The 16,358-nt window shown below is 63.9% G+C and carries 16 protein-coding genes; 2 read left to right on the top strand and 14 right to left on the bottom strand.

Annotation, left to right across the window (positions count from 1 at the left end):
• Window positions 1–9 precede the first annotated feature (9 nt).
• From YUU_RS0118660 to YUU_RS0118590, 14 genes are all read right to left on the bottom strand, one after another.
• The gene (locus tag YUU_RS0118660; protein WP_027523769.1) at window positions 10–312 is read right to left on the bottom strand and encodes a nucleoside triphosphate pyrophosphohydrolase family protein; all 303 of its coding nucleotides are present in this window, start codon (window positions 310–312) and stop codon (window positions 10–12) included.
• Window positions 313–337: 25 nt separating this feature from the next.
• The gene (locus YUU_RS0118655; RefSeq protein ID WP_027523768.1) at window positions 338–865 is read right to left on the bottom strand and encodes a carboxymuconolactone decarboxylase family protein; all 528 of its coding nucleotides are present in this window, start codon (window positions 863–865) and stop codon (window positions 338–340) included.
• A gap of 486 nt (window positions 866–1,351) precedes the next feature.
• On the bottom strand, window positions 1,352–1,708 hold the full coding sequence (locus YUU_RS0118645) for a Zn-ribbon domain-containing OB-fold protein (RefSeq protein ID WP_027523767.1): 357 nt from the start codon (window positions 1,706–1,708) through the stop codon (window positions 1,352–1,354).
• The gene (locus YUU_RS0118640; RefSeq protein ID WP_027523766.1) at window positions 1,705–2,841 is read right to left on the bottom strand and encodes a thiolase family protein; all 1,137 of its coding nucleotides are present in this window, start codon (window positions 2,839–2,841) and stop codon (window positions 1,705–1,707) included. The genes YUU_RS0118645 and YUU_RS0118640 overlap by 4 nt, the downstream gene beginning before the upstream one ends.
• Window positions 2,842–2,988: 147 nt before the next feature.
• Entirely contained in the window at window positions 2,989–4,188 is a 1,200-nt protein-coding gene (locus YUU_RS0118635; RefSeq protein ID WP_027523765.1) for a CaiB/BaiF CoA-transferase family protein, read from the bottom strand.
• Between the two features lie 129 nt (window positions 4,189–4,317).
• On the bottom strand, window positions 4,318–4,518 hold the full coding sequence (locus tag YUU_RS0118630) for a hypothetical protein (protein WP_027523764.1): 201 nt from the start codon (window positions 4,516–4,518) through the stop codon (window positions 4,318–4,320).
• Between the two features lie 120 nt (window positions 4,519–4,638).
• On the bottom strand, window positions 4,639–5,808 hold the full coding sequence (locus tag YUU_RS0118625) for an acetyl-CoA acetyltransferase (protein WP_027523763.1): 1,170 nt from the start codon (window positions 5,806–5,808) through the stop codon (window positions 4,639–4,641).
• 78 nt (window positions 5,809–5,886) lie between these two features.
• Complete coding sequence (gene eda, locus YUU_RS0118620) at window positions 5,887–6,537, bottom strand: bifunctional 4-hydroxy-2-oxoglutarate aldolase/2-dehydro-3-deoxy-phosphogluconate aldolase (RefSeq protein WP_027523762.1); 651 nt, start codon at window positions 6,535–6,537, stop codon at window positions 5,887–5,889.
• Between the two features lie 13 nt (window positions 6,538–6,550).
• Window positions 6,551–7,528, bottom strand: coding sequence for a sugar kinase (locus tag YUU_RS0118615; protein ID WP_027523761.1), 978 nt, complete (start codon window positions 7,526–7,528; stop codon window positions 6,551–6,553).
• Between the two features lie 29 nt (window positions 7,529–7,557).
• Window positions 7,558–8,544, bottom strand: coding sequence for a D-erythronate dehydrogenase (gene denD / locus YUU_RS0118610; RefSeq protein WP_027523760.1), 987 nt, complete (start codon window positions 8,542–8,544; stop codon window positions 7,558–7,560).
• A gap of 67 nt (window positions 8,545–8,611) precedes the next feature.
• Window positions 8,612–9,538, bottom strand: coding sequence for a carbohydrate ABC transporter permease (locus YUU_RS0118605; RefSeq protein ID WP_027523759.1), 927 nt, complete (start codon window positions 9,536–9,538; stop codon window positions 8,612–8,614).
• Complete coding sequence (locus tag YUU_RS0118600) at window positions 9,531–10,487, bottom strand: carbohydrate ABC transporter permease (RefSeq protein ID WP_027523758.1); 957 nt, start codon at window positions 10,485–10,487, stop codon at window positions 9,531–9,533. Before YUU_RS0118600 ends, YUU_RS0118605 begins: the two co-directional genes overlap by 8 nt.
• Window positions 10,488–10,551: 64 nt before the next feature.
• A complete protein-coding gene (locus YUU_RS0118595; protein WP_027523757.1) occupies window positions 10,552–11,871 on the bottom strand; it encodes an ABC transporter substrate-binding protein in 1,320 nt (439 codons plus the stop codon).
• Between the two features lie 44 nt (window positions 11,872–11,915).
• Complete coding sequence (locus YUU_RS0118590) at window positions 11,916–12,983, bottom strand: ABC transporter ATP-binding protein (protein ID WP_027523756.1); 1,068 nt, start codon at window positions 12,981–12,983, stop codon at window positions 11,916–11,918.
• Between the two features lie 204 nt (window positions 12,984–13,187).
• Between YUU_RS0118590 and YUU_RS51100 the strand changes: the two genes are divergently transcribed.
• Window positions 13,188–14,264 carry a LacI family DNA-binding transcriptional regulator gene (locus YUU_RS51100; RefSeq protein WP_051389786.1) on the top strand — a complete coding sequence of 359 codons (1,077 nt, stop codon included), beginning with the start codon at window positions 13,188–13,190 and terminating at the stop codon, window positions 14,262–14,264.
• A 149-nt stretch (window positions 14,265–14,413) separates the two neighbouring features.
• Window positions 14,414–16,243, top strand: coding sequence for an IlvD/Edd family dehydratase (locus YUU_RS0118580; RefSeq protein ID WP_027523755.1), 1,830 nt, complete (start codon window positions 14,414–14,416; stop codon window positions 16,241–16,243).
• The last annotated feature ends 115 nt before the right edge of the window (window positions 16,244–16,358 follow it).

Here is a 16,358-nt window from a genome sequence, read left to right as displayed (position 1 = left end):
AGCTGCGGTTCAGCGGCTCGCCGCCTCGCGCAGGCGCCTGTTGATCTTGGCTGCGCTTGCCTGGAGCAATTCGGATGGCTTCTGGCCGGTCGCCGCGCACAGGCAGGCCCAGTAATAGATGACATCGCCGAGCTCATCGACGAGCCCCGCCTCGTCGAGCCAGCTATCGCGCAACAGCAACTTGATGTGCTCCGCGACCTCGCCGGCTTCGCCGGCGAGGCCAAGCCCGAGATAGGACAACCGCTCATTAGTCGGGTGCTCATCGACTTTCGCAATCGTCGCGGCCCAGGCTGCATACTCATCGATCGTCATCGGCATTCCTCGCCGTTTTTTCGGATCAGCCTACCACCTCCGTCACCGGTTGGAGGTCGATCTCGAATGTCTCAAGAAACTTCGACGTCATGATGTAGAAGCCGACCGCAAGCTGCAACTCGACCAGCGCGCCCGGCGTGAGTTTTGCGACGATCGCCTTGAAGGTCGCGTCCGTCGGCTTGTTCAGCTTGACGATCTCATCAGTGAACGCGAGCGCCGCGCGCTGCGTCTCGGTAAAGCACGTCGCCGCCTGCCAGTTCGCAAGCGCCTCGTTCTGCTCGTCGGTGACGCCGACATTCTTGCCGATGCGCTTGTGCGCGATGATCTCGTAAGGCGCCTCGCAGAGAATCCCGGTCCGCGTGATCGCAAGCTCCCGCACGATCGGGTCAAGCTCGCCCCGGCTCCTGATCGCGCCGCCCAGCCGGCAGTACTGCACGAAATAGTCAGACGAATGCGACATCATGCGGAAGATGTTGGCGTTGCGATTCTTGGCGAGTATGTCGCGGGTGCGCTCGGACGCCTTGGAAGGATCGGCGTAGTCGATACGGGCCATCAGTCACCTTGAGTATTGCTCTTGTTGCAGCTTTTACGGACGGTTTCTCGAGACTATTCTTGCACCGACGCAAGAGCAACAACATCGAGTCAAATTGCCGCCGTAATGCTGAACGACCTTGCAACCGTCGATATTCGCCGCGTGGGGACAAATCGCAGCGAATACTCGAAGTGGGGTGTTCCGAGTAAAAAAATGGGACCGTCGCTTGCGCAGCGCGCGCAGCGATGAGTCACGCCCAGGTCTAGGGAGTAAACGGCATGAAGGAAGCCACCAGGAGGGCGGCCTCGGAAGCGTTCGCGCATATGCTGGCGGTGACGGCGATGCTGGTCATCGCCAGCATATTGTTCTACGGGCGCTAAAAAGAGATTTCGTCATTCCGGGGTGGTGCGTACGGGACCGCGCAAAGCGCGCGGCCCGGTAACCAGACCCAGAATTCCGTTCCAGGTTCGGTCCGTTTGACCGCCCCCGAATGACGAAAACCATTAATTAGACCTTGCCGAAAAACGGCACGAACCTTCCGGCAAACGACACGAACTGCGCGGTGACCTCGTCGCCGATCGCGAGATTCTTCTCACCGTGCGCCATCATGCGAAAGCCCTCGGCGCAATCGACGAGCAGGATGTTGTAGGGCACATGTGCGCGCGTCTCGGGCGTGGCCGCGCGGCAAACCAGCGAAGTGGCGTAGACCCTGCCCTTGCCGCTCGCGCGATGCTCCCGCGGATCTGGCGCGCCACAGGCTGCGCAGAAGTCGCGGTGGAAGTACTGCACGCCGCCGCACGATCTGCAGCATTGATAGACGATCGCCGCCTCGCCCTTGGTCCAGTCCGCGATTCGCGCGCTCATCGCACCCGCTCCAGGAACATGCTGACATGGGAGGACAACACGCCGCCGTCGCCATGCAGCAGCGCGATCGAGGCGTCGCGGACCTGACGATCGCCTGCGCGTCCGGTCATCTGGAGCTGCGTTTCGACCAGATGCGCCATCGCGCCGCCGACGCCGCAATGTCCGTAGCTGAGGAGTCCGCCATGTGTGTTGAGCGGCATGCGTCCGTCGTGGCTGAAATATCCGGACCGCACGCGCGCGGCGGCCTCGCCGCGTCCGGCAAGGCCGAGGTCTTCAAGCAGCATCGCGAGCGTGATGGTGAAGCTGTCATAGACCGCGGCATGGCGCACATCGGAGATCGCAAGACCAGAAGCCTGCTTCGCGCGCGCGATCGAAATCTCGGCGCCAAGCTCGCTGAGCGCCGGAGCTGCGGTGACATGCTGATGGGTATGCGCCTGCGCGCAGCCGCGGATCCGCACGCCGGCCTCGCCGGTCCGCTCGCGGCTGATCACGAAGGCGGCGCCGCCGTCGGACACCGGGCAACAGTCGAGCAGTTTTAGCGGCAGCGCCACGGGCTTGGACGCCATCACGTCCGCGACCGTGATCGGCTCGTGGAATTGCGCGCCGGGATGGGTGCAGGCGTGCGCGCGCATCAGCACGGCGAATTCCGCGAGGTCCTCCTCCGTCACGCCGTACTCATGCATGTAGCGGGAGGCAACGAGGCCGTAATAGGCGGGGATGGTCGGGCCGAGCGGCACCTCGTAATCGGGATGGCCGACCTGCGCCAGCGCCTGGATCGAGGCATCGCGGCTTTGCCCGGTGAGGCGATTCTCACCGGCGACAACGAGCACGTGCCGCACCACCCCGGCCTCGACCAGATGATGGGCGAGCATGGTCATCGCGAGGCCCGTCGCGCCGCCGACCTGCACGGCGTGGGCGTAGCTTGGGCGGATGCCGAAATGCTCGGCGAAGACGGTCGCCAGCATGATGTGCGGCGACACCGTCGAATAGCCGCAGAGGACGCCGTCGAGCTCCGCGCGCGTCATCCCGGCATCGTCGAGCGCAAGCTGGGCCGCGCGGCTCATCAGGTCGAGCGAGGATGAGCCTTCATGCTTGCCGTAGGGCGTGAGCCCGACGCCGGTTATGAAGCTCATGTTACCACCTCCTCATCGTCATTCCGGGGCGGTCCGTAAGACCGAACCCGGAATCTCGAGATTCTCAGGTGCGCAAGTGCGCACCATAGTTCGATGCTGTCGCATCGCCCCGGAATGACGGATGAGAGAGCCGTCATCTCCTCCCCCCTATTCGGGCGGCGAACGGGTCACGCCGTCACGTATCAGGGCCGCGATCTCGTCGGCGGAATAGCCGATCTCCTTCAAAATCTCCGCGCCGTGCTCGTTGAGGCGCGGCGCGAGCCGTGACGGTTCGGCGTCGGTGTCAGACCACGTCGCGGTGACCTTCATGCTGCGGATCGGGCCTTCGGTCGGATGGTGGACGACCGGAAAGAAGTCGGTCGCCTCCAGATGCGGATCGTGCAGAATAGTTTGCAGATCGTGCATCGGCATGACCGGTACGTCGGCCCTGGTCAAAAGCTCGATCCATTCGGCGGTCGTGCGCGTCTCGAAGATGCGCGCGAGCTCGGCATAGACGAAATCGATGTTCGCAGCGCGGCCGGCAAAGGTCGCAAACCTCTTGTCGGCGCGCAGATCGTCGCGGCCGGTCGCCTCGAAAAAATTCTGCCACTGCTTGTCGTTGTAGACGATCACGCTGAGATAGCCGTCCGCAGTCTTGTACGGCCTGCGGTCGCGCGACAGATGCCGCGCGTAGCCGCCCTTGTCGAGCGGCGGCTCGAAGGTGAGCCCACCCATGTGATCACCCATGACGAAGCCGGCCATGGTCTCGAACATCGGGATGTCGACGCGCTGACCGCGCCCGGTGCGGTCGCGATGCACGAGGCTGGCGCAGATCGCACCGACCGCGGTGAGGCCGACGATGCGATCGACCAGCGCGTTCGGCACGTAGCGCGGCACGCCGTCGCCGGTCTGCGCAATCAGCGCGGGCAGCGCGGTTGCGCCCTGGATCAAGTCGTCATAGGCGGGCTTTGCGGCATAGGGCCCGTCCTGGCCGAAGCCGAATACGCCCGCATAGACGAGGCGCGGGTTGATCGCGGAGACCACGTCATAGCCGAGCTGAAGGCGCGCCATGGCCTGCGGCCGCACGTTGTAGACGAGGACGTCGGCGTCCCTGATGAGCCGCAGCACGGCGTCGCGGCCGGCCGGCTTCTTCAGGTCGAGGCAGATCGAGCGCTTGCTGCGATTGGTGTTGAGGAATACCGGGCCCATGCCAGCATGACGCATCGGGCCGATCAGGCGGGTGACGTCGCCTTCGAGCGACTCCACCTTGACGATGTCGGCACCGTAGTCACCGAGCATCTGGGTCGCATACGGTCCCATCAGCACGGTCGTCATGTCGATGACCTTGATGCCCTTTAGCGGCCCCATCGTTCACTCCCGATTGCGCGGGGCCAAAGATGCGGCCCGCGATTTCGGCCAGCTAACTGAAGCGGCGAGGCTCAAGCAAGGGCGGCTGGCGTATGGCCGCATGCGCCGCGTGCGAGCACGCCGCGCCGCTTATTTCTTCTGGCGGGCTTCGCGGATCTTGAGCAGCCGGTCGAGCTCGTCGTTCTGCTGGTTGATGCGATCGGCGATACGCGCCTCGCTCTGCTCGCCGGACGCAGCGGCGGCCTGCTCGATGAGCTGCCTGATATTGCCCTCGAGGATCGCGATGCGATCGTTGAGTTCGTCTAGTGACAGCGAGCTATCATTGCTCATGATGCATTCCCCGGAAATCAATCAAGAGCAGGAGGGTGAGCGAACCGAAACGTGCCCACCTTGACATAGCGCAAGGAAGGACGGGCATGGCGCATTCGCGGTCTTGCCCACCCTTACGGGTTACTTCAACGGCTCCAGGACGGAAACGTAGTTGGCGACCGCCGCGCCGCCCATGTTGAAGATGCCGCCGAGCCTGGCGTTCTTGATCTGCATGCCCTCGGGCGCCTGGCCTGCAAGCTGCATTGCGGTCATCACGTGCATGGAGACGCCGGTGGCGCCGATCGGATGGCCCTTCGACTTCAACCCGCCCGACGGATTGACCGGCAGCTTGCCGTCCTTCAGCGTCCAGCCTTCCTTGATGGCGCGGGCGCCCTGCCCCTTCGGCGTCAGGCCCATCGCTTCATATTCGATCAGTTCGGCAACCGTGAAGCAGTCGTGGGTCTCGACGAAGGAGAGGTCGGCGAGCGACACGCCGGCCTTCTCCAGCGCGCGCTGCCAGGCGACGGTGCAGCCCTCGAACTGAAGGATGTCGCGCTTGCTCATCGGCAAAAAGTCCTGGGCGTGCGCGGTGGCGCGGAAGCCGATCGACTTGCCCATGCCCTTCGCTGTCTCGGCGTCGGCCAGCACCAGTGCCGCGGCGCCGTCGGAGACGAGCGAGCAGTCGGTGCGCTTCAGGGGACCAGCGACGTAAGGATTCTTCTCGCTCTCGGAGCGGCAGAACTCGAAGCCAAAATCCTTGCGCATCTGGGCGAAGGGGTTGGCGACGCCGTTCTTGTGGTTCTTGGCCGCGATCAGCGCCAGCGCATCGGACTGGTCGCCGTATTTCTGGAAATAGGCGCTGGCGATCTTGCCGAACACGCCGGCGAAACCGCCAACGGTGTCGCCGTCTTCCGGCAGGTACGAGGCCTTGAGCAGGTTCTTGCCGATCTCCGGACCCGGCGTGCGCGTCATCTGCTCGACGCCGACGACCAGCACGATTTTGGCAGCACCGGCCGCGATCGCGCGCAGGCCCTGGTGCACGGCGGCCGAGCCGGTGGCGCAGGCGTTCTCGACGCGTGTCGCCGGCTTGAAGCGCAGATGGGGATCGGCCTGTAGCACCAGCGAGGCGGTAAAATCCTGCGGCGAGAAGCCTGCGTTGAAATGACCGAGCACGATCTCGTCGACATCGCTGGCGGAGATGCAGGCATCCGCAAGCGCCTCATTGGCGACGCGCGTGACGAGGCTTTCGACCGTCTCCGTGTCGAACTTGCCGAACGGTGTATGCGCCCATCCGACGATGCTGGCGGTCATGGTCACTCTCCTCAGGTCTTCCCTCATCTCCCCTTGGGCCGATTCTTAGCCCATCGGGCCCAAGAGTTCACCAAAACTTCACGCGGCTTTGAGGCCCTTCAGGGTGCGCTGGCAGATGGCAGTTATGCCGGCCCAGTTCCCGGCCCTGATCTCCGCCGCCGGGCAGAGCCAGGAACCGCCGACCGCCAGCACGTTCGGCTCGGCGAGCCAGGTCGCCGCATTGGCCTCGCCGACGCCGCCGGTAGGGCAAAAGCGCACATTGGGGAACGGACCGCCCAGGGCCCGCAGGCCCTTGATGCCGCCGGCCTGCTCCGCCGGGAAGAACTTTGCCAGATCGAAGCCGAATGCCAAGGCCTGCATCAGCTCGGATGCGGTCGCAATGCCCGGGGCAAAGGGCAAGGCGCTGTCGGCGGCGGCCCTCAAGAGATCGGGCGTGCCACCCGGGCTGATGCCGAACTTGACACCGAGTTTCTCGGCGCGCGCGAGGTCGGCCGGGTTGAGGATGGTGCCGATTCCGACGATCGCATCCGGCACCTCCGATATCATCGCTTTCGCCGCCTCGATCGCAACGGAGGTGCGCAGCGTCACCTCCAGTGTCTTGACGCCACCGGCAACGAGGGCACGCGCCAGCGGCACGGCATCCTCGAGACGCTCGATGGTGAGGACCGGGATGACGGTCGCGGCCTTGAACAGCGCGGCGAGCTTTTCCTGTTTGATAGTCGTGGTCATATCGTTTCGATCTTCACTTTGTCGCTTGGCGTGAGGTTACCGGCCGGTGCCGCTTCTTCGGCGGCATGGCATACGCCGGAATGATGGCACCAGGATAGCAGATCACGAGGCTCGCGAGGCGATGGCCGGCCTGTGCGGCCTCGACCGGATCGGAGCCGGCAAGCCGGGCCGCGATATAGGCCGCGGCAAAGCTGTCACCGGCCGCGGTGGTATCGACCACCGGCTTGGTCAGCGGCTCGGCACGCACCTCGCTGGTTCCGCCCGGAAAGCGCAACAGGCTGACCGGCTCGGCGAGACGGAACACCAGCTCGGGCGTGGGGATGCGCGCCATCAAATCAGCGTGGCTTTCGCCGGGGTACAGCGCGAGCAGATCCTCGGTCGAGGTGAGCACGATGTCGGCCGCCTCGAAGGCCGCGGCAAACACCGCGCGGGCGACGTCGCGATCGGGCCAGGCGCGGGCGCGAAAGTTGGTGTCGAACACGAAGCGGGTGCCGAGCAGGCGCGCCCGCTTGATCGCCGCGAACAGGCGCTCGCGCCCGGCCTGATCGTAGATCGAGAGCGTGATCGCGGAGAGATAGACGATGTCGTAGCTCATCAGGGAGTTGAGGATCTCGTCGGTCTCCGGCAGGTCCATCAGCCGGCGCGCAGCCGCGCTCTCGCGCCAGTGAAAGAACTGGCGCTCGCCCTTGGCATCAAGCTGGATCATGTAGAGTCCGGGCAGCTTGCCCGGCAGACGCACCACGCGCCTGGTGCCGACGCCCTCGGCAGTCCAGGCCGCCACCATCTCCTCGCTCAAGGCATCGTCGCCGAGTGCGGTGAAATAGTCGACCTTGACCTCGAGCCGCGCGAGATAGACGGCCGTGTTGAGCGTATCGCCGCCGAAGCCGCGCGAGTAGAGGCCGCCGCCCGGCCCCTGGCCGCCGGACTGCCCGCCTCCTTGGGCCTGCCGGAGTTCGACCATGCATTCACCGATGCAAGCAACGCTCGCCATGACTCGATCCACACTGTTCACCGGTTGCGTCAGGCGACGAAATTGCCGCCGAGCTCGTCTTCGATGTGAATGCGGATGATATCATCGAAGCTCTTCTCGGCGGTGGTGAAGCCGAGCTCGCGCGAGCGCCGTGCATCGAAATTGCGCGGCCAGCCGCCGACAATGCCCACAATGAAGGGATCCGGCTCCCGCTTGATACGCGCGGCGACCTTCTCGCCCGCGACCCGCTTCAAGGCCGCGATCTGCTCGCCGACGGTCGCCGACAGGCCGGGCATGGTGAGATTGCGGCGCGGGCCGACCGCCGCGAGATCCATCGTGCCGGCATGGAGCAGGAAGCCGACCGCGGAGCGCGGCGTCGCGTGCCAGTGGCGGACGTCCTCGGAGACCGGCAGGATCGCTTCCTTGCCGGCCAGCGGCTCGCGCAAAATGTTGGAGAAGAAGCCGGATGCCGCTTTGTTGGGCAGGCCGGGCCGGATGCAGATGGTCGGCAGGCGGATGCCGATGCCGTCGAGGAAGCCGCGGCGGGAATAGTCGGCGAGCAGCAGTTCACCGATCGCCTTCTGGGTGCCGTAGCTGAGCAGCGGCGTGTGGAAGAACTCGTCGCCGATCGCATCAGGGAACGGGGCGCCGAACACCGCAATCGACGAGGTAAAGACCACGCGCGGCTTGTAGCCACCGCCAGTGAGGCGGATGGCGTCGAGCAGCATCCGCGTGCCGTCGAGATTGATGCGATAGCCCTTGTCGAAATCGAGCTCGGCCTCGCCGGAGACGATGGCGGCCAGATGGAAGATCACGTCGGGGCGCCCCGCGATCAGCTTCTCGGCGGCTCCGGGAACGGCAAAATCGCCGGACACCGTCTCGACGGCAAAGCCGGCCTTCTCGGGCTTCTTCGGCTCGACCACGTCATGCATGGTCAGCTTGGTGATGTCGCTCTTGCCGAGCCGGCCGTCGCGCAGCAGCCGTTCGCACAATTTGCGGCCGACCATGCCGGCAGCGCCGAGAACCAGAATGTGCAAGAGCCTACTCCTTTTTATTGGTCTTGAGCGCGCCCGTTCGGGAAACGCTCGTGACGCGGGCCCGCAATCATTCCTTCACGGCGCCGGTCATCGCCGACACATAATGCTCCACGAAGAAGGCGTAAAGGATAACCAGCGGCAGCGATCCCGCCAGCGCCCCCGCCATCAGCGAGCCCCAGCGGTAGATGTCGCCATCCACGAACTCGTTGACGATCGCGACCGGCACCGTCTTGTTGCTGGTCGATTGCAGGAAGGTCAGCGCGTAGATGAACTCGTTCCAGCACAGCGTGAAGCAGAAGATGAAGGCCGAGATCAGGCCGGGGATTGCCAGCGGCAGCACGATCTTGATCAGGATCTGCCAACGGCTCGCCCCATCGATCAGCGCGCACTCCTCGAGCTCGAACGGGATGGTCTTGAAATAGCCCATCAACAGCCAGGTCGAGAATGGGATCAGGATGGTCGGATAGGTCAGGATCAGCGCCATCGGCGAGTCGAACAGGCCGTACTGGAACACGACGGTGGCGAGCGGGATGAACAGGATCGACGGCGGCACGAGGTAAGCGAGGAAAATCAGGCCGCCGACGAGATTGGCCCCCTTGTAGCGCAAGCGCACGATGGCATAGGCCGCCAGCACCGATGCAATGATCGAGAGCACCGTGGCGCAGATCGCCACATACATCGTGTTCCAGAGCCAGTGCGGATAGTAGCTCTCGAACAGAAGCTTGTGGAAATGCTTGAAGGTCGGATTCCAGGTCCAGAACGGATTGTACCTGTCGAGATCGAGCAACTGCTCGTCCGGTTTCACCGAGGTCAGCGCCATCCAGTAGAACGGAAACAGCAAGACCACGACGATGATCGTGAGCGGCAGATACAGCGTCACGATCCGCCGTGGCACCGACTGCAGATAGCTCATGCCCTCGCTGTGATCGGCCGTTGGCGCCGAGCCCGACAGCACATTTTTGAGATCGATGGATCTGGTGGGCAGGTCAGTCATTGCTCTCTCCCTGCTGCCACTTGCGACGCTGCAGCCCGAACCATGAGACCATGATCGCTGCGAGCAGGAACGGAATCATTGCACTCGATATCGCCGCGCCTTCGCCGAGCTGCCCGGCGATGATCGCGCGCTGATAGGACAGCGTCGCCATCAGATGAGTGGCATTGACCGGGCCGCCGCGGGTCATCGCCCAGATCAGCTGGAAGTCGGTGAAGGTGAACAGCACCGAGAAGGTCATCACGACCGCGATGATCGGCGTCAGCAGCGGATAGGTGATGTACCGGAAATTCTGCCAGCGCGTGGCGCCATCCAGCGTTGCAGCTTCATAGAGCGAGGGCGACACCGTCTGCAGGCCGGCGAGCAGCGTGATCGCCACGAACGGCACGCCGCGCCAGATATTGGCGAAGATCACGCAAATGCGTGCCCAAGTCGTATCGCCGAGGAAATTGATGTTCTGGCTGATCAGGCCGAGATGCTTCAGCGACCACGAGATGATCGAGAACTGGGAATCGAAGATCCACCAGAACGCCAGCGCCGAGAGCACCGTCGGCACGATGAAGGGGATCAGGACCATCGCGCGCAGCATCGCCTTGAACGGCATGTTCTCGTTCAAGAGCAGCGCGAGATAGAGCCCGATCGCGAATTTGAGGGCGCTGGCGACGATGGTGTAGAGCAGCGTGTTGAACACCGACAGCCAGAAGATGGCGTCGTCCCACAGCCATTGATAATTCTCGATGCCGATGAACTGGCCGACCCGGCCGATGCGGGTGTCGGTGAAGGACAGCCAGATGCCGAGCCCCAGCGGATAGGCCAGGAAGAAGATCAGGAAGGCCATGGCCGGCAGCATGAACCAGAAGCCGAGCCAGTTGCGGTTGTACTTAAGCTGGTCCCAGGCGCTGGCCTCTCGAAACTGAGGCTTGGCTTGGGAAGCAACTACGACATCAGCCATGCCCGATATCCTTGATCAGTGTGCGAATGAGCGGGCGGCCAGATAGCCGCCCGCGTCGAGATCATCAGCGATAGATGCGCTTCAATTGCCGTTCTGCTTCCGCAACCGCGCCCTTTGCGTCCTTCGTGCCGGTGCAATAGTTGGCAAACATGTCAACGACGATGAAGTCGGCGATTGCGGTTGCGGCCTTCTCGCCCACCGTACCGATGCCGGACGCCGGCAGCGTGCGCTTGGATGCCTGGGCGAACACCGCATTCTTGGGATCCGCCGTCCACACAGGCGCAGACTCATAGGCGTTCAGGGTCTGCGTCAGATACCCCTGCGCACCGTCCATCCACTTCTCGTACTGCTCCTTCTCCATCATGAACGCGATGAACGCCTTTGCCGCATTCGGATATTTTGTGAAGTTGAAGGCGAGAATCGGAAATACAAGCTGCAACTCAGACGGCTTCCCGACGGGACCGATCGGGTGCAGCGCGTGATAGGTGTCTTCGGCGATGTCCTTCTTGGACGGATCGGTCTTGGCGGCGACGTAGATCGAAATGCCGTTGAGGGTGCAATAGAGCTCGCCGGCCAGGTACGCCTTGTTGTTGGAGGAGTCGTTCCAGGACGGGGTCCCGGGAATGAAGGTTTCATAGAGCGCCTTGCAGTACTCCAGCGCCTTCATTGTCTCCGGCGAATTGATGATGATCTTGTCGCTCTGGTCGACCGTGTAGGCTCCATGCCCCCAGAGGATCCAGTGCAGCCAGGCATTGGCGTCACCGCTGGCGTGTCCGAGCGCAAAGCCGGCCGGCGTGTTGTTCGCCTTGAGCGCTTTGCACATTTCAAGGAAACTTGGGAAGTCCTTCGGAAACTCCTTGAAGCCCGCCTTGTCGGTCGCCGACTTACGGTACGTCATATAGCCGCCATTGGTCGTAACCGGAATGCCCAGCCAGTCGTCGCCAAGCTTGCAGGTCTTGGCCGCCGCATCCGTCCAGCCGCCGTATTTCTTGCCGAGGTAGTCGGCGACGTCGTTCATCTTCAGCACTTTGGTGGGAAAGAGCTGCGGCAGCGTGTGGAGGCCCCAGGCGATGTCAAGACCGGAGCCGGTGTTGGCGGCAACGGACGCCTTCGGCTGCACGTCTTCGAAGGATTCGCTGAACACGTTCATTTCGGTGCCCGTCGCCGCCTTGAACGCCGCGACGATCGCGTTGAATGCATCGTCTTCCGCCGGCACGAAGCGCTTCCAGCGCATCACGGTCAGCTTGGCACCCGGCTCGGCCTTCCACGGCGAGTCCGCCGCCCAGGCTTTCGCGAATTCGAACAGTGCAGGCCCAGTCAATGCGCCGGTTGCAGCCAGCGCCGTTCCGCCTTGAAGCAATGCCCGGCGGGTAAAGTCTTGCATGTCGTCCTCCCAATGAAACTTTTTTTAGTTTGTTGAAGCCTGCCTTACGCGTTCAGCCGTTTTCCTGTCCCCTCGTCGAACAGATGAACCAGCGACGGATCCGGCTTCAGCCGGACCTTGTCGCCAGGATTGAACTGGTGCCGCTCGCGGAACACGGCGACCACCTGCTCGCCGCCGAGCTTTGCGAACACCTGCGTCTCCGAACCCGTCGGCTCGACCACGACGATCTCGGCTTCCGCCCCGTCGTCGGCGATCGTGAAATGCTCGGGCCGCACGCCATAGACCGCGGGCTGCCCGTCGGACGCGGTGGGCGCGGTCTTGAGCGGCAGCTTGACGCCGTTCGGACCCTCGAAGGTCGCCACCCCGTTCGAGCGCACATGGCCTTTCAGGAAGTTCATCGCCGGCGAGCCGATGAAGCCCGCGACGAACTGATTTTCGGGCTTGTCGTAGAGTTCGAGCGGCGTGCCCATCTGCTCGACGATGCCGTCGTGCATGACGACGATCTTGTCGGCCATGGTCATGGCCTCGATCTGGTCGTGGGTGACGTAGACGGTCGTGGTCTTGAGCCGCTGGTGCAGCTCCTTGATCTCGGTGCGCATCGCGACGCGCAGCTTGGCATCGAGGTTCGACAAGGGCTCGTCGAACAGGAACACCTGCGGATCGCGCACGATGGCGCGGCCCATGGCAACGCGCTGGCGCTGGCCGCCGGAGAGCTGGCGCGGATAGCGATCGAGCAACGGCGTGAGCGCGAGGATCTCGGCGGCGCGCTTGACGCGCTTGTTGATCTCGTCAGAGCCCGCGCTGCGCAGCTTGAGCGAGAAGCCCATGTTGTCGGCGACGGTCATGTGCGGATAGAGCGCGTAGTTCTGGAACACCATCGCAATGTCCCGCTCCTTGGGCTGGACATTGTTGACGACGCGCTCGCCGATCGAGATCGTGCCTGAGGTGATGTTCTCGAGCCCTGCAAGCATGCGCAGCAGCGTCGACTTGCCGCAGCCGGAGGGGCCAACGAGAACGACGAACTGGCCGTCCTCGATAGGAATCGTCACGCCGTGCAGGACTTCAAAATTGCCGAACGATTTCCGCACGTCGCGGATGTGCACAGACGACATCTAAGCTCCCTCCTCACTGGTCCGCAGCGCCCATCGAGCACCGCTACCGCCTTTTCTTCTGAGGCTCCACCCAACGAGGCCCCATCGTACAGGCAGCATTGTCCGCAGTTTGCGCGGTTTTGGCAATTTGTCTTTGGTTAGTCTTAGCTGGTAGCGCTGTCAACGTTCCTTTGTTTGCAGGGAGGGCTGTGCTATGAGCAACAAATGGGACGAAAACGCACCAAATCGGGCAAGATCCGACTTGCGGAGGTCGCCGAGCTCGCCGGAGTGAGCCCTATCACCGCGTCCCGCTTTTTCAGGAATCCCGAGGCGCTGTCGGTCGCCAAGCGGGCGCGAGTCGAGAGCGCCGCACGCGAGCTCGGCTACGTGCCGAATCTCGCGGCACGTGCATTGGCCTCGCAGCGCACGGAAGTGATCGCCGTCCTGATCCCTTCCCTCACCAACAACGTGTTCTCCGACGTGCTGCGCGGCATCTATGATGCCTCCGAAGGCGGCCGCTACTCGATCCAGCTCTCCAACACGCGCTACAGCATCCTCCAGGAGGAAAGACTTCTCCGCCTGTTCCTGGCGCAGAAGCCGGCAGGGCTGATCGTCACCGGCATCGACCAGACGGCCGAATCGCGCGCGATGCTGGAGGCGGCCGATTGCCCGATCGTGCAGATCATGGAGCTTGGGCCCGCCCCGGTCGACATGATGATCGGCTTTTCGCACTATGAGGCGGCGCGCGCGGCGATCGCGCACCTGTTCGCGCAGGGCTGTCGCCGGATCGGCTTCGTCGGGGCGCGGATGGACCCGCGGGTGCAGCGGCGGCTGGATGGCTATGTCTCGGCGATGAAGGACGCCGGCCTGTTCGACCAGCACCTCCTGGTCACGACGGCCACACCGACCTCGGTGACGCTGGGGGGAACGCTGTTTGCCGACCTGCTCGGGCGGGAGCCGAATATCGACGCGGTGTTTTGCGCCAACGACGACCTTGCCCTCGGCGTACTCTTCGAATGCCGGCGCCGGGACATCATTGTCCCCGATCAGATCGCCATCGTCGGCTTCAACGACCTCGAATTCATGGCGAGCGCGGTCCCTACGCTCACCAGCGTGCGCACCAACCGCTACGAGATGGGCCGGGCCGCGGCCACGATGCTGATCGAGGCGATCGAAGGCCGCCGCCCGGAACAGCCGGTGCTCGATCTCGGCTTCAAGGTGATCGAGCGGCAAAGCTCGCTGGCGCAGCGCGCCGACAGCCAGCCGGCGCTTTCCGGCATGGCGGCAGGGCGAACAAAATGATAGCGTTACCAAGGACCCATGACTAGTATCGCACTTGTGAGGAAACGACCGCCATCAGGCGAGCTGCGGAATGCAGGCTTGCGCTGTTGGGCATCGCACAAGCCGACACGCAGACCAACGCCTGTGCGTTCCCATTCTAGGAGATACCAATGACAAAGAAACCAACCAACGGGCACGCGCCCACAACCGATGGCAGCCGCCGGCGCCTTCGCTCCCAGGAATGGTTCGACAACCCGCATAACCCCGGCATGACCGCGCTCTACATGGAGCGCTACCTGAATTTCGGTCTCACCCGCGAGGAACTCCAGTCCGGCAAGCCGATCATCGGCATCGCCCAGACCGGCAACGACCTCTCCCCCTGCAACCGCCACCACATCGAGCTCGCGCACCGCGTCCGCGAGGGCATCCGCATGGCTGGCGGCATCGCGCTGGAGTTTCCGACCCATCCGATCCAGGAAACCGGCAAGCGGCCGACCGCGGCGCTCGACCGCAACCTCGCCTATCTCGGTCTCGTCGAGGTGCTGTTCGGCTATCCCCTGGACGGCGTGGTTCTGACCACCGGCTGCGACAAGACGACGCCGGCCTGCATGATGGCGGCGGCGACCGTCAACCTGCCGGCGATCGTGCTGTCGGGCGGCCCGATGCTGAACGGCTGGCATGACGGCGAGCGCACCGGCTCCGGCACCATCGTCTGGAAGTCCCGCGAGCGGCTCGCCGCCGGCGAGATCGACTACGAGGAGTTCATGGAGATCGTGGCCTCGTCCGCACCGTCGGTCGGCCATTGCAACACCATGGGCACGGCCTCGACCATGAATTCGCTCGCGGAAGCCCTCGGTTTCTCGCTGCCGGGCTGCGCGGCGATTCCCGCGCCCTATCGCGAGCGCGGCCAGATCGCCTACGAGACGGGCAAGCGCATCGTCGAGATGGTCTGCGAGGATCTGAAACCCTCGGACTTCCTGACCCGCAAGGCGTTCGAGAACTGCATCGTGGTGAATTCGGCGATCGGCGGCTCGACCAATGCACCGATCCACATCAACGCGCTCGCGCGCCACATCGGCGTCGAGCTCACGATCGACGACTGGCAGAAGCACGGCCACGACGTGCCGCTGCTGGTCAACCTGCAGCCGGCCGGCTTCTATCTCGGCGAGGAGTTTCACCGCTCCGGCGGCGTGCCCACCGTGGTGCGCGAGCTGATGAAGCACAAGCGCATCCACGAGGACGCACTCACCGTCAACGGCCGCGGCATCGGCGAGAACTGCGCAAATGCGCCCAAGCCCGACCAGGACGTGATCTGGGCTTACGACAAGCCGATGGTGCAGGACGCCGGCTTCCTGGTTCTGCGCGGCAACCTCTTCGATTCCGCGATCATGAAGACCAGCGTGATCTCCAAGGAGTTTCGCGACCGCTACCTCAGCAATCCGAAAGACCTGAACGCGTTCGAGGGACGTGCGATCGTGTTCGAGGGGCCGGAGGACTATCACGAGCGGATCGACGATCCCTCGCTCGACATCGACGAGCGTTGCGTGCTGTTCATCCGCGGCGCCGGACCGATCGGCTATCCCGGCGGCGCGGAGGTCGTGAACATGCAACCGCCGGCGGCGCTGATCAAACGCGGCATCCTCGCCCTCCCCTGCATCGGCGACGGCCGGCAGTCCGGCACCTCGGGCTCGCCCTCGATCCTCAACGCCTCGCCGGAAGCGGCCGCCGACGGCGGGCTTGCGATCCTGAGAACCGGCGACAAGGTGCGTATCGACCTCAACAAGGGCAGCGCCAATATCCTGATTTCGGATGATGAGGTGAAGAAGCGCCACGTCGAGCTGAAGGCCAGTGGCGGCTTCAAGCATCCGCCGAACCAGACGCCCTGGCAGGAGATCTATCGCAACACCGTCGGCCAGCAGTCGACCGGCGCCTGCATGGAGCTCGCCACGCGCTACCAGAACGTCGCCGGCACGTTTGGCGTGGCGCGGGACAACCACTAGCAGCCACGTCGTCATTGCGAGGAGCGAAGCGACGAAGCAGTCCAGACTGTCTCCGAGGTGAGATTCTGGATTGCTTCGCTTCGCCCGCAATGACGATGAAATAGACAGTTTCAAG

Origin of the sequence: Bradyrhizobium sp. Ec3.3, from assembly GCF_000472925.1 — a bacterium.
Classification (GTDB): Bacteria; Pseudomonadota; Alphaproteobacteria; order Rhizobiales; family Xanthobacteraceae; genus Bradyrhizobium.
Note: the sequence above shows the minus strand (reverse complement) of the source record. Positions and strands in the feature narration are given on the sequence as shown.